We start from the raw sequence: 12,887 nt of genomic DNA, 5'->3' as shown, positions 1-12,887 counted from the left end.
TATCGTGCAGACCTTTTTTCTGAAATCTAGAGCCAGGAGTTTGGACAATGGGCCTTGCGCAATATGCCATCGTGCCGGTGCGGGACGAATGGGGCGTGCTGCACGACGGCGACGTCAAGAACACCTACGCCACCAAGGAAGCCGCGTTCGAGTCCGCAGTCGCCGCCGCATCCCTCGCGCTGCGTGAGGGACATGAAGTTCAGGTCAGCGTGCCCGGCCGCGAGGCGGGAGGCAACGCGCTCGGCGTCCGGGACAACGCTTGAGAAGGAAGACGCGATGACCAGGCCCCGTGAGCCCAACGGCGTCGAGCCATCCCGCTCCGAGGACGACATCCAGCGCGAGCAGCTCGGCCCGCGCGGCGTGCCGGGCGCGCCCGATCCGGCCAAGATGACACCGCAGCGCGAGAAGAAGACGCCGAAGCACGTGGATCCCGGCCACACTGCGTGAGGGCGTGGCGGGCTATCGGCTCGTCGAACGTCAGCGGCGTTACGCCCTGTCGACTTAAGCGATTGCTGCGATATCGGTCTTCGCAAAGTCATCACCGACATAGAGCAGCGCGCAGCCATGCTCCTTGGCGATATCGTAGGCGAAACAGTCGCCGAAGTTGAGGCCGGCAGGATGATTGCCCTTGCCCCAAAGCGAGTAGATCTGCGCCACGCGTTCGGCGGATGCCTGGGTCACCGAGATCACGTTCAGGCCGAGATGTGCGATCAGATTCTTCATCTCTTCGTACACGCCGCGGCGTGCAGCGACGATCAGGCTCTCTGCCGCGGTGGCGGCCGAGATCAGGATTTCGTCCGCGGTCTGAAGCGCAGCGATGCAGGCATCGGCTTGCGGCTCGTCGAGCACGATTGCCATGAGCGCCGACGTATCGACTGCGATCATTCCGGCAGTCCATCGTTGCCGAAGAGAAAGTCCTGGCTGCGCGCCGCATCCGGGCCGGGAAGAGCTTTGGCCGCACCACTCTTGCGGGCGGCCTCGAGCACCGCGCGCCGGGTCGCAGCGTCGGCAGGACGCTTGATCGGAACGAGCCGCACCGCTGGATGTCCATGTCGCGTCAGGATCACCTCGTCGCCGGCTTCGGCGCGACGGACGAGATCGGTCAATTGGCCCTTGGCCTCGGTGACGGAGACCCGCATCGCATTGTCCCTCTTCGCGTTTCCATAAAATGGACCAGAGAGTGGTCCATGTCAATTTAGGTCTGGCTGTCGCCGCTCTGCGAAGCAGGCTTCCATGGCATTCGGAACTGACATTCCTCGGTTCTGCGATCTCCCGCTAAGAGATGTGCGCCGGCGCAATCTGCGCCTGCCGGGCAGGCGACGTTTGGAATGCAGTTCTTGAAATTTGACGGCAGGCTCATCGGGGTCCTGCTGATGCTTGCCACCACGCAGCTGGTCGGATGGGGCACGATCGGGCTTCCCGCCATCGTCGGGCGCGATCTCGCCGCCGATCTCGGCATGAGCCTGCCGGCGGTGTTCGCCGGCACGTCCGTTCTCTACGTCTCGATGGGGCTGTGTGGCCCGTTGCTCGCCAAGTCGTTTGCGCGGCATGGCGCGCGGACGGTCATGATGGTCGGCACGATCGTCACTGCGCCGGGCTTCGTGCTGCTGTCGCTGGCGCGCGAGCCGGTGTTGTATTTCGCCGCGTGGATCGTCCTGGGCATCGCCGGCAGCGCCACGCTGTCGACCGGCGCCTATATCATGCTGAACGAGATCGCAGGAAGGCAGGCCAAGAACGCGATCGGCGCGCTGATGCTGGTGACGGGCCTGTCCAGCAGCATCTTCTGGCCGACGACCTCGTTCCTGAGCGGTCACCTCGGCTGGCGGGGGACGTGCCTGGTCTACGCAGCGATGATGCTCCTCGTCAGCCTCCCGCTCTATGCGTTCGGCGCGCCGCGCCGGAAGATCACAAAGGACGAGGGCGCCGCGCCGGCCAAGCGATCGCCGCCGCCCGCGATCGCACGGAGCACGTTCGGCCTCGTCGTCGCCGCGATCACGCTGAACGCCTTCGTCAATTTCGGCGTCAGTGCGATCCTGATCGAGCTGTTGCGGGCGGAGGGGCTGGCGCCGGCTCAGGCGCTTTTGTTCGGCTCGATGCTGGGCGTGATCCAGGTCAGCGCCCGCGGGCTGGATTTTCTCGGCGGCGGACGATGGGACGGCATCACGACCGGGCTCGTCGCGGGCAGTGCATTGCCGGTCGCCATGCTGCTGCTGATGTCGAGCGAGGGCGCCACCTGGGCGGTCGCGGTCTTCATCCTGCTCTATGGCGCCGGCAGCGGCGCAATGGCGGTGGCGCGGGCGACCATCCCGCTGGTGTTCTATGACCAGGCCGAGTTCGCCAAGGCGATGTCGATGATCTCGCTGCCGCTCAACCTCGCCTCCGCGATCTCGCCGCCATTGCTCGCGGGCCTGCTGACGGAGTTCGGCAGCCGTGCTGCGCTCGGTCTCACGCTGGTGTTCTCCTGCGCGACGGTGCTGATCCTCGTTCTGCTCGCTCGCCGCCGGCCGCGACAGCCGGCGGTCGTGACCTGAGCCGATCACGCAATATTCGCGGCGCGGAAAGTTTGCGGACGGCGATCACCTCAGGCCCGGCAGGAGATAGCCGTATGCCGCCAGTGCAGTGCTCAGCGTGCGAAAATGGTGGTATCGGCAGGGAGCGCGGCCCCGCGATCCCGCCGCTGCGCCAAGGTTAGTTCCCCGGAGGAAATCGACATGTCGGCCCTGCCGCTCTCAGGCATCAAGATCCTTGACCTCACCCGCGTGCTGGCCGGGCCGCTGTCGGCCCAGATGCTGGGCGATCTCGGCGCGGAGGTGATCAAGATCGAGCGGCCGGGCACCGGCGACGACGCGCGCGCTTTCGGTCCGCCTTACCTCGCCGACCCCGAGGGCAAGGCCAACAACAACAATTCGTTCTATCTCTGCGCCAACCGCAACAAGAAGTCGGTCACCGTCAACATCGCCAAGCCGGAAGGGCAGGCGATCGTCCGCGAGCTCGCCAAGGACGCCGACGTTTTCATGGAGAACTACAAGGTCGGCGATCTCAAGCGCTATGGTCTCGACTACGAGACCATCAAGGCGATCAATCCCCGCATTATCTATTGCTCGGTGACCGGCTTCGGCCAGACCGGACCTTACGCGCCGCGCGCCGGCTACGACGCCATCCTGCAGGCGATGGGCGGCCTGATGAGCGTCACCGGCCATATCGACGGCGAGCCCGGCGAGGGCCCGATGAAGGTCGGCCCGTCGATCGTCGACTACATGACCGGCATGAACGCCTCGATCGGAATTCTCTCGGCGCTCTACCATCGCGATGCCAATGGCGGGCAGGGACAGCACATCGACGTCTGCCTGTTCGATACGGTGATCGCATCGCTGTCGCACTGGCTCCAAATTTACCTCGTCAACGGCAAGACGCCGCCGCGCCGCGGCACCTGGGGCAATGGCGGCATGCCCGCCGGCGTGTTCCGCTGTGCCGACGGCGAACTGATGCTGGTGGTCGGCAATGACGGCCAGTTTCAGCGCACCTGCGCCGTGCTCGGCCAGCCCGAGCTCGCGAACGATCCGCGCTTCGTCAAGAACAACGACCGCGTCGTGCACGGCAAGGAGATCATGGCGATCTTCGCCGGCCTGTTCCTGAAGCAAAAGGTGGCCTACTGGCTGGAGAAGCTGGAGGAGGCCGGCGTGCCCTCGGGGCCGATCAACAATTTCGAGCAGGTGTTCTCCGACCCGCACGTCCAGTCGCGCGGCATGCGCGTGAAGGTGAACCATCCCTTCGAGCCCGATCTGTCGCTGGTCCGCAACGCGCTGACGCTCTCGGCGACCCCGATCAAGGACTATCGCGCCCCGCCGCTTCTGGGCGAGCACACCCAGGAGGTGCTCGGCGGCAAGCTCGGCTATGATGCCGGAAAGATCGAGCAGCTGAAGGCGCAGGGCATCATCTGACGCTCTGTTCCGCGCCTGGGGCCAAGAGGCCGGGATTCATGCGCAGCGCGACTATATTGTGACAGCCGTGGACGCGCGCGCCAGGCCGGGGCTTGCGTGAAGCTTACCCGCAATCCCCAAGTAATCCCGGTCCGTAGTCGCACAGGCTTCCGCTTTGCCTCCGACTCTGATTCGATCTCTCCACTTGAAGTCGGGGAGGGAAGTGAATGTCCTACACGATCGGGTTCCAGGCCAAGGACCAGAAGGCCATTCTGGCGACCGAGGCGGCCACCGCCAATCAGGCCGTCGCCATCATTGCCGCGCTGCGGCAGAGCGCTGACGAGATCAAGTTCATCCGCTCGCCGCAGGAAGGCGAGATGGGCATCGAGATGCTGCTGTTGCTCGCCAAGGAAGAGGCCGAGGAAATGCCGCAGCGGGTGTAGTCCCGCCCAGCATTCTCCGATCAGATCGACTGCATCGCCTGAAGCCGCTTACTTCACCTCGCCCCGCTTGCGGGGAGAGGTCGGATCGCTCTTGCGATCCGGGTGAGGGGGTACAGGTCTCCCGAAGACCGCACGTGTGGAGAGAGGCCCCTCACCCCAACCCTCTCCCCGTAAGAACGGGGCGAGGGAGCGCACCGCGAATGCGGCTTCCAGCTCCGTACCGTCAACGCCCATCCGCGCTAACGCGCCGCCACCTTTGATGGCGCCTTCGGCTCCGTCCGTCCCGCCGTCAGCGCCATCGTCGCCACGCTGACGACGCGCGCGACCACGTCCTCGACGTCGTCGAGGTCGCATTTGCCCTCCGAGAGCTTGGTCAGCCGTTCGCTCTCGCGGATGGTGTGATGCGCCATCGCGAGCGCGAAATTGAGGCCCCAATAGATATCGACGTCGCTGCGCTCGGGCAGGGATCGCCGCATCGCGCCGGCGAATTTCCGCAAATGGTCGATCTCGCGGTTCTTGATGCGGCGGATCGGCGGCACGGATTCGATCGAGGCGCGGATCATGAAGCGCGCCGCGGTCGAGCGCTGGTTCTCAGGTCCCAGGCAGCCGCGCAAGGTCGGCCCGACCAGTGCGTGCAGGATCACCTCGATCGACGCGCGGCCGCCGCCTTGCTCCTCCGCCGCCTTCAACTCGCGCAGGCGCTCGCGGTTGGTGGCGATCGACCGCGAGACGAACAATTCCGCGATCAACTCGTCCTTCGAGCCGAAATGATAGTTCACCGCGGCGAGGTTGACGCCCGCCTCCGCGACGATGTCGCGCAGCGTCACGTCGCCGAAGCCGCGATCGGCATAGAGCCGCTCGGCGGCGGCGAGAATGGCAGACCTCGTATGATCGCTGGCCATGGGTGCCCTCGGGGAGGGGAGTTGCAATTCAAACAGTTGTATGAAACTATCGTTTGAAGGCCGGAAAAGTCAATCCGCAATCGGGACTCGTTCGCAGCTGCAGCCGGGTTTCGACAGGTCCGCAAGGACGCGCATTCGCGCTTGCGGGCCGCGCGAAGCGGGAGGACAGTCCGGCGCAAAAGGACCAGTGAGAGAGAGGAGCGTCGCATGGACTTCGATATGTCGCCCAAGCAAAAGGAATGGCTCGACCGCGTGCGGTCCTTCATGGCCAAGCACGTGCGCCCGGCAGTGCCGATCTACGATCAGCAGGACAAGAGCGGCGACCGCTGGAAGGTGATCCCTGTTCTCGAGGAGCTCAAGAAGAAGGCGAAGGCCGAAGGCCTCTGGAACATGTTCATGCCGCCGAGCGAGCATGAGGACGACGAATTCCGCGGCGCGGGACTGACCAATCTCGAATACGCGTTGCTGTCGGAAGAGATGGGCCGCATCACGTGGGCCTCGGAAGTGTTCAATTGTTCCGCGCCCGACACCGGCAACATGGAAGTGTTCATTCGCTACGGCACCAAGGAGCAGAAGCGCAAGTGGCTGCGCCCGCTGATGGACGGCGAGATCCGCTCCGCCTTCCTGATGACGGAGCCGGCGGTGGCCTCGTCCGACGCCACCAACATCGAGACTCGCATCGAACGCGACGGCGACCATTACGTCATCAACGGCCGCAAATGGTGGTCGTCCGGCGTCGGCGATCCCCGTTGCAAGATCGCGATCCTGATGGGTAAGACCGATTTCAAGGCGGCCAAGCACCAGCAGCAGTCGCAGATCCTGGTTCCGCTCGACACGCCCGGCATCAAGGTCGAGAAGATGCTGCCCGTGTTCGGCTTCGACGATGCGCCGCACGGCCATGCCCAGGTGCTGCTCGAGAACGTGCGCGTGCCGAAGGAGAACATCCTGCTCGGCGAAGGCCGCGGCTTCGAGATCGCACAGGGCCGCCTCGGTCCGGGCCGTATCCATCACTGCATGCGAACCATCGGCAAGGCCGAGGAGGCGTTAGAGAAGATGGTGAAGCGGCTTGCCTCGCGCACCGCGTTCGGCAAAAAAATCGTCGAGCACAGCGTGTGGGAGCAGCGCATCGGCGAGGCCCGCACCAACATCGAGATGACGCGTCTTCTGTGTCTCAAGGCGGCCGACATGATGGACAAGGTCGGCAACAAGACCGCGCAGGCCGAGATCGCCATGATCAAGGTCGCGGCGCCCAACATGGCGCTGAAGATCATCGACGAGGCGATCCAGGCCTTCGGCGGCGGCGGTGTCTCGGACGAGGCCGGCCTTGCCAAGGACTACGCCCACATCCGCACGCTCCGTCTCGCCGACGGTCCGGACGAGGTCCACAACCGCGCCATTGCCAGGCTCGAACTTCGGAAGTATGCCAACTCTCCCAATCACTAAGCGGGGGAGCCCTGCGGCGCTCCCGACTTGAAGAAACGACGGGACATGATCCAATTGCGGTAACCGCTTGACGCAAGTGCGTCAGCGGTTACCGATTAGGATCATGTTCGGACTGAAGAGGGAGCGTGACCGTGGCTGACGGCGTCAGGAAAGACGAGGAGTTTTCGGGCACCAAGCCGGTCGAGGAGCGGCATCGCTTCGACGAGATGCGGCTCGAGGCCTGGATGCGCGAGCACGTCGAAGGCTTCGAAGGCCCGCTTGTGGTGCTGCAGTTCAAGGGCGGGCAGTCCAACCCGACCTATCGCCTCAACACACCGAACCGCTCCTACGTGATGCGCCGCAAGCCGTTCGGCAAATTGCTGCCGTCGGCCCATGCCGTCGACCGCGAGTACCGGGTGATCGCGGCGCTTGGAAAGCAGGGCTTTCCGGTCGCGCGCGCCTATGCGCTGTGCCAGGACGACGGCGTCATTGGAGCTGCCTTCTACATCATGTCGATGGAGGAGGGGCGCGTGTTCTGGGATCCGACGCTGCCGAGCCAGAACAACGATGCGCGCCGACAGATCTTCACTAGCAAGATCGAGACGCTGGCCAAGCTCCACATGTTCGACCCTGTTGCCATCGGGCTCGGCGACTTCGGCAAGCCCGGCAACTATTTTGCCCGCCAGATCGACCGCTGGACCAAGCAATATCGCGCGTCCGAGACCCAGCACATTCCGGAGTTCGAGAAGGTCGCCGAATGGCTGCCGAAGACGGTGCCAGAGCAGGCGCGCGTCTCCATCGTCCATGGCGACTATCGCCTCGACAACATGATTTTCCACGCGACGGAACCGCGCGTGCAGGCGGTGCTGGACTGGGAGCTGTCGACGCTCGGCGATCCCATGGCCGACTTCACCTATCTCTTGATGCAGTGGATCATGCCGGGCCTGGAGGGAGCCGACCTCAAGGCGCTCAACATCCCGAGCCTCGAAGAGGCCGCGCAGATCTATTGCAACGTCACAGAGATGACGGTGCCTGATCTCAACTGGTACTTTGCCTACAATTTGTTCCGTCTCGCCGGCATCACCCAGGGCATCGCCGGCCGCGTCCGCGACGGCACCGCCGCCAACGCCAAGGCGCTCGAATCCGCCAAGCGCACCGTGCCGCTGTCGAAGGCGTCGTGGGAGTATGCGCAGAAGGCCGGCGCGGTGTAGGAAGAGCGAAGGCGCGGTTGATGGCCGCGCCTTTCGCTTATGACGTGGAGGCCGCTTCGAAGAGATGGACAACGATCTATCCAACGACCCGCGTTGGCGCCGCATGTGGGAGCGGCCATGGCGCTGCGAGTCCTGCCAGGGCGAGCACAAAGGCATATTCGATCTCGCTTGCGACAATCCCGAGCAATGGCCGGGAAAGATGCGGAGTGCACCGAACAGTGCGCTCGATCTGAACAGCGACTTCCTCTCGGAGGATTTCTGCGTTCTCCGCGGCGAGCACTTCTTCGTGCGCGCGGTGCTCGAACTGCCCATCATTGGCGGTGAGGGCAAGTGCTTCGGGTTCGGTGTATGGGGGACGCTGTCGCGCCAAAACTTCGAGCGTTATGTCGAGAGTTTCGACAGCGGCGAGCAGGCGAAGCTCGGACCGTGCTTTGGATGGTTCTCGAACCGCCTCGCAGGCTACCCGGACACTCTCAATCTCAAATGCCGGCTGCATTTTCAGAGCGGCCGCCAGCGACCAAAAGTCGAACTGGAGCCGACCGAGCACCCGCTAGCAGTGGAGCAGCAGCGTGGAATAACCTTCGATAGATTGCTCGAAATCTACGCGCTGTACGGCCACGACATCAGGCGCGCGTTGTCGGACTGACCGAGCGGCGACCTTTGACATCCCGTGGCCCGATCCTATCTCCGCCAAGCACGGAGAATGATCATGATCCAGCAATTGCGTATCTACGAAATCTTCGAAAAGAACAAGGCTGCCTTTCACGCCCGGTTCTGCGACCATGCCGCGCGCATTATGTGAACCCGATACGGCTTCCAGATCGTGGCGATGTGGGAGACGAAGTCAGGCGATCGCACCGAGTTCGCCTATCTGCTGGAATGGCCCGATGAGGCGGCCAAGACATCGGGATGGGCGGCCTTCATGGCGGACGCCGAGTGGGCCGAGATCAAGCGGGTCACTCACGCGGAGCACGGACTCATGGTAGGGCAGATCGAGGACCTCCTGCTGGCGCCGGTGGACTATTCGCCGTCGTCTAGCCTCCTACGCTGACCCGCTTCGGAGATTCGACCATGATCGATCGTGCCACGCTCATCACCTACGTCGTCATCGTCCTCGGTTTTGTGTTCATCCCGGGCCCGGCGACGCTGCTCACCATGGCGCGCGCCGCAAGCTCCGGCACAAGGGCGGGAATTGCGACCGGCGCCGGCATTGCGGCCGGTGACTTGATCCACACCAGCATGGCGATCGTGGGCCTCTCGGCGATCATCGCGACCTCAGCGCTGCTGTTCAGCATCGTCAAATATGCAGGCGCGGCCTTCCTGATCTATCTCGGCATTCGCGCCATGCTCGACAGGGCGCCGGTCGAGTTGAACAGCGCCGCGTCCGCGATTGGCGCGGGCCGTGCCTTCCGCCAAGCCGTACTGACCGAAGTGCTCAATCCCAAGACCGCACTGTTCTTCCTGGCGTTCCTGCCGCAATTCGTGAAGCCGGAGCACGGTGCGACCGCACTTCAGCTTGCCATTCTTGGTGTCGTCTTCGTGCTGCTCGGTCTCGTCAGTACCGTCGTATTCGCTGTCGGCGCCGGCCGCCTCGGCAAGCTACTGCGCCGCTATCCGGCGGTGGTGAAGTGGCAGGGCAAAGTGGTCGGGACCATCTACTGCGCCGTCGGCGTGCGGCTGGCCTTGCAGGAGCGATAGGGCGCGGTGAGCCCGTAGTCGCAATGAGTGCGACGATATCCGGACAGGTGTTTCCCCCGCGCTCCGTCATTGCGAGCGAAGCGAAGCAAGCCAGAGTCGTTCCGCGGTGACAGCCTGGATTGCTTCGTCGCTTCGCTCCTCGCAAAGACGGCGGACTACCCTTTCGCACAATGCGCGATCAGCCTTTCCACGAACCCCGCGCATTTCTCCAGCTCCGCCATCTCCACGAACTCATCAGGCGTATGCGCTTGTGCGATCGAGCCCGGGCCGATCACCACGGAGGGAATGTCGGCGATGTCGGCGAACAAGCTCGCCTCGGTGCCGAAGGCGACCTTGGCGTGGTCGTTGCGCCCTGCCAGGCTCTTGGCCAAGGTGACGATGGCGGCGTCGGCGGCGGTGTCGAGCGCGGGATAGTCGAGGATCTCCTCGAAATCGATTCCGCAATCTGGATGTCTCGCCTTCATCGCCGGCTCGATCTCGGCCTTGGCCCAGGCGACGATCGCATCGGTCACCTCCTTGGACTCGGTGATGCCGATGCCGCGGCATTCGAAATCCACGGTGCAGGTATCAGGCACGATGTTCAGCGCTGCGCCGCCGTGCACGATGCTGGTGAGCAGCGTCGAATGCGGGACGTCGTAGAGGTTGTCTGTCGACCGCACGGCCGCCAGCGCCACGGCGCGGCGGCGGATCTCGACGATCAGCTCGGCGGCATATTCGATCGCATTGACGCCGTCGGGCGCGATCGAGGAATGACGCGCGAGCCCGTGGAACGTGGCGCGTACACCGTGCTTGCCCTTGTGGCCGATGATGACCTGCATCTGGGTGGGCTCGCCGATGAAGGCGCCGAGCGGCCGGACCGTCTTCTTCGCGACCTCGTGCAGCATCGGCCGCACGCCGACGCAGCCGATCTCCTCGTCATAGGAGATCGCCAGATGGATCGGCGTCTGAAGTCTCGCCTCCACCATCTCAGGGACCATGGCAAGGCACACCGCCACATAGCCCTTCATGTCGGTGGTGCCGCGGCCGTAGAGCTTGCCGTCGCGCTCCACCAGCTTGAACGGATCATGGCTCCAGTCCTGGCCCACGACCGGCACCACATCGGTATGGCCCGACAGCACGAAGCCCGGCCGATCCTCCGGCCCGATCGTGACCCAGAGCGAAGCCTTCTCGCCGGTCTCGTCGACGATGCGCTCACCCTTGAGGCCGAACGCGGCGAGATAGCTCTCGATATGGGCAATCAGGGGCAGGTTAGTGCGGTCGCTGACGGTGTCGAACGAAACGAGGTCGGCGAGGAGCTTTCGGATGCGGTCGGGTCTTGAGCTTGGCATTGTCATGTTCTGTTGGAGAGCAGGAAGGCTGAAGCGCCTGCAGGAACCATACCAATGTGGCGGCCGGTCGGGCAAATCAACACCCCAGCCGTCATTCCGGGGCGATGCGCAGCATCGAGCCCGGAATCCATCGGGCCGCATCACCCGCTGCGAAATGGATTCCGGGCTCGCGACTTCGTCGCGCCCCGGAATGACGAGGGGAGGTCTACCATCCCTTGCGTTGCCCGACGGGCAAAACACGCGAGCGCTAGGTCAACGCACGCGGAGTGAAAATATTCCACTTTACCGAAATTCGGAAATCGCATATTTTTCGCGCCACCCGGCCCAAGGAAGAGGGGCGTATCGCGATCGTCACGAACGTGGGCCGGGCGGCGGTGGACGCGGGCCACATCGGCGCGAAAAGCTTCGCAGGGCGGAGAGCCGTGAGCGAAGACCTCGCGCCAACGACGGGTGCGGCTTGCGTACGGCAAAATCGTGTGGTCCTGGCGCCCGGGGTCTGTGCGCCAAGTCTTGTGGTGATGTGAGCGGCCCAACCGGGCCCACGCGTCAGCCATCCGCAAGGCGACGGGGGCAATAGTGCATCGCTCCCCGGGGAGAGCACGACATGAGCCGTAAAGCCACTGCGCAGGGAAGGCCGGATGTTTGGCTTCACCTGTATGCCGCTGTGCAAATTCTTCGTTGCCACCTTTCGCACAGTGGACCGTGGGTGCCCGGCCGCACCCGGTCTTCCCTGCGCCCTCTTTCAATTGAGGGTGAGCAAAGCTCGGGCGAGTCCGCCGCGAGGATGCGAAGGTGTGTCCGCAAATGAGATGTCCGTCGCAGAACGGCGCCGGCGCCACTTGCTCCGTCATTGCGAGCGCAGCGAAGCAATCCAGAGTCTTTCCGCGGATGCAGTCCTGGATTGCTTCGCTGCGCTCGCAATGACGATGTTGAGGCAGTATCGCGCCGAGCATCGCTCTCGTGCCCCGGACGCAGCGCAGCGCCTCCCCGGCGATGCGAAGCATCGTCCGGTTCGGCGGTGCGCTGCAGAGCCGGGGCCTATGTTGCAGCGAGTTCTGCAGCCTGCTGGATCCCGGCTCTGCAACGCATCGCTTACGCGCTGCGTCGCGTCCGGGACACCGCGAACTAAACCGGCTTGCCCGTATACGGCATCGATGCCGTCAAGCCGCCGTCGACCGGGAACGCCTGGCCGTTCACATACGAAGCCTCGTCGCTCGCCAGGAACAGTCCCATCGCCGCGAGCTCGTGCGGCTGTCCCGGCCGCTTGAGCGGGTTGAGCTGGCCGATCTTGTCTTGGGTGCCGCGCTCCTTGGCGCGGTCGAAGATCGGCTTGGTCATGCCTGTTTCGATCAGGCCGGGGCAGACCGCATTGATGCGCACGCCGGTGCCGGTGAGCGAATACGCCGTGGTCTGCACCAGGCTGATCACGCCGGCCTTGCTCGCGGCATAGGGATGCCCGCTCGCGCCGGCCTTGAGGCCGGCGACAGAGGCGGTCAGCACGATCGCGCCGGACTGCTGCTTGACCATGTGCGGCATGGCGTACTTCACCGCGAGGAACGGCCCGATCAGGTTGACGCGCAGGATTTCCTGCCAATGCTCGACGGTCTGCTCGGCGAGCGGAACGAGTCCGCCGGAGACGCCGGCATTGGCCCAGATCACGTCGAGCCGGCCGTGCGTCTTCACCGCCTTGTCGATCACAGCGATGACGTCTTGTTCGGAGCCGGCATCCGCAACCATCGCTTCCGCGACGCCGCCGGCCTTCTTGATCTCCTCGACCGTCTCCTTCACCGCCTCGGTGCGATCGACCGCGATCAGCTTGCCGCCTTCCTTGGTGAACAGCAGCGCAGCCGCGCGACCGATGCCGCTGCCGGCGCCGGTGATGATGACGGATTTGCCTTGCAGGCGGCCCATGCGTTTCTCCCTTTATGCTCGTGCACGACGCTTGCCGCGCGACGGAATTTCA

14 protein-coding genes and 1 pseudogene are annotated in these 12,887 nt (G+C 64.3%); 10 read left to right on the top strand and 5 right to left on the bottom strand.

What is annotated here, in order from left to right; translation table 11 throughout:
• Nucleotides 1-47: 47 nt before the first annotated feature.
• Both ACVWYQ_RS08890 and ACVWYQ_RS08885 read left to right on the top strand, forming a co-directional pair.
• Nucleotides 48-263, top strand: a complete 216-nt coding sequence (locus ACVWYQ_RS08890) for a hypothetical protein (RefSeq protein WP_036010879.1) — start codon at nucleotides 48-50, stop codon at nucleotides 261-263.
• A 13-nt stretch (nucleotides 264-276) separates the two neighbouring features.
• Nucleotides 277-447 (top strand): hypothetical protein, encoded by a 171-nt coding sequence (locus ACVWYQ_RS08885; RefSeq protein ID WP_275511181.1) that lies wholly within the window; start codon nucleotides 277-279, stop codon nucleotides 445-447.
• Between the two features lie 54 nt (nucleotides 448-501).
• Here the strand turns inward: ACVWYQ_RS08885 and ACVWYQ_RS08880 are convergent, their stop codons facing one another.
• Together ACVWYQ_RS08880 and ACVWYQ_RS08875 are read right to left on the bottom strand one after the other, a co-directional pair.
• Complete coding sequence (locus ACVWYQ_RS08880) at nucleotides 502-885, bottom strand: type II toxin-antitoxin system VapC family toxin (RefSeq protein WP_275498988.1); 384 nt, start codon at nucleotides 883-885, stop codon at nucleotides 502-504.
• Nucleotides 882-1,139, bottom strand: coding sequence for a type II toxin-antitoxin system Phd/YefM family antitoxin (locus tag ACVWYQ_RS08875; protein ID WP_157280592.1), 258 nt, complete (start codon nucleotides 1,137-1,139; stop codon nucleotides 882-884). Before ACVWYQ_RS08875 ends, ACVWYQ_RS08880 begins: the two co-directional genes overlap by 4 nt.
• A gap of 189 nt (nucleotides 1,140-1,328) precedes the next feature.
• Here ACVWYQ_RS08875 and ACVWYQ_RS08870 point away from each other — a divergent pair, with 189 nt between their 5' ends.
• The 3 genes from ACVWYQ_RS08870 to ACVWYQ_RS08860 all read left to right on the top strand — a co-directional run bounded on the left by ACVWYQ_RS08870 (nucleotide 1,329) and on the right by ACVWYQ_RS08860 (nucleotide 4,363).
• Complete coding sequence (locus ACVWYQ_RS08870; protein WP_404540247.1) at nucleotides 1,329-2,531, top strand: MFS transporter; 1,203 nt, start codon at nucleotides 1,329-1,331, stop codon at nucleotides 2,529-2,531.
• 180 nt (nucleotides 2,532-2,711) lie between these two features.
• Complete coding sequence (locus tag ACVWYQ_RS08865) at nucleotides 2,712-3,941, top strand: CaiB/BaiF CoA transferase family protein (protein ID WP_271544586.1); 1,230 nt, start codon at nucleotides 2,712-2,714, stop codon at nucleotides 3,939-3,941.
• Nucleotides 3,942-4,147: 206 nt separating this feature from the next.
• Nucleotides 4,148-4,363 carry a hypothetical protein gene (locus ACVWYQ_RS08860; protein WP_014494475.1) on the top strand — a complete coding sequence of 72 codons (216 nt, stop codon included), beginning with the start codon at nucleotides 4,148-4,150 and terminating at the stop codon, nucleotides 4,361-4,363.
• A gap of 239 nt (nucleotides 4,364-4,602) precedes the next feature.
• On the opposite strand, the gene ACVWYQ_RS08855 is transcribed toward ACVWYQ_RS08860, so the two are convergent.
• Nucleotides 4,603-5,265, bottom strand: coding sequence for a TetR/AcrR family transcriptional regulator (locus tag ACVWYQ_RS08855; RefSeq protein ID WP_404540252.1), 663 nt, complete (start codon nucleotides 5,263-5,265; stop codon nucleotides 4,603-4,605).
• A 207-nt stretch (nucleotides 5,266-5,472) separates the two neighbouring features.
• Here ACVWYQ_RS08855 and ACVWYQ_RS08850 point away from each other — a divergent pair, with 207 nt between their 5' ends.
• The 5 genes and pseudogenes from ACVWYQ_RS08850 (at nucleotide 5,473) to ACVWYQ_RS08830 (ending at nucleotide 9,596) form a co-directional block, all read left to right on the top strand.
• The gene (locus tag ACVWYQ_RS08850) at nucleotides 5,473-6,708 is read left to right on the top strand and encodes an acyl-CoA dehydrogenase family protein (RefSeq protein ID WP_225142767.1); all 1,236 of its coding nucleotides are present in this window, start codon (nucleotides 5,473-5,475) and stop codon (nucleotides 6,706-6,708) included.
• A 131-nt stretch (nucleotides 6,709-6,839) separates the two neighbouring features.
• Nucleotides 6,840-7,898, top strand: coding sequence for a phosphotransferase family protein (locus tag ACVWYQ_RS08845; RefSeq protein ID WP_404546183.1), 1,059 nt, complete (start codon nucleotides 6,840-6,842; stop codon nucleotides 7,896-7,898).
• A 64-nt stretch (nucleotides 7,899-7,962) separates the two neighbouring features.
• Nucleotides 7,963-8,544 carry a DUF2199 domain-containing protein gene (locus tag ACVWYQ_RS08840; protein WP_404540255.1) on the top strand — a complete coding sequence of 194 codons (582 nt, stop codon included), beginning with the start codon at nucleotides 7,963-7,965 and terminating at the stop codon, nucleotides 8,542-8,544.
• Nucleotides 8,545-8,715: 171 nt separating this feature from the next.
• Nucleotides 8,716-8,949, top strand: a pseudogene (locus tag ACVWYQ_RS08835) (NIPSNAP family protein); the annotation flags it as partial.
• Nucleotides 8,950-8,969: 20 nt separating this feature from the next.
• Entirely contained in the window at nucleotides 8,970-9,596 is a 627-nt protein-coding gene (locus ACVWYQ_RS08830) for a LysE family translocator (protein ID WP_271544576.1), read from the top strand.
• A gap of 155 nt (nucleotides 9,597-9,751) precedes the next feature.
• Here the strand turns inward: ACVWYQ_RS08830 and argE are convergent, their stop codons facing one another.
• A complete protein-coding gene (gene argE / locus ACVWYQ_RS08825; protein ID WP_404540258.1) occupies nucleotides 9,752-10,924 on the bottom strand; it encodes an acetylornithine deacetylase in 1,173 nt (390 codons plus the stop codon).
• A gap of 1,125 nt (nucleotides 10,925-12,049) precedes the next feature.
• Nucleotides 12,050-12,835: an SDR family NAD(P)-dependent oxidoreductase gene (locus ACVWYQ_RS08820; protein ID WP_109143341.1), complete on the bottom strand. Its 786-nt coding sequence runs from the start codon at nucleotides 12,833-12,835 to the stop codon at nucleotides 12,050-12,052.
• Between the last annotated feature and the right edge of the window lie 52 nt (nucleotides 12,836-12,887).

The organism is Bradyrhizobium sp. USDA 3397, assembly GCF_054060965.1.
The sequence above is the reverse complement of the archived record's forward strand: the minus strand, read 5'-3'. Positions and strand labels throughout refer to the sequence as shown.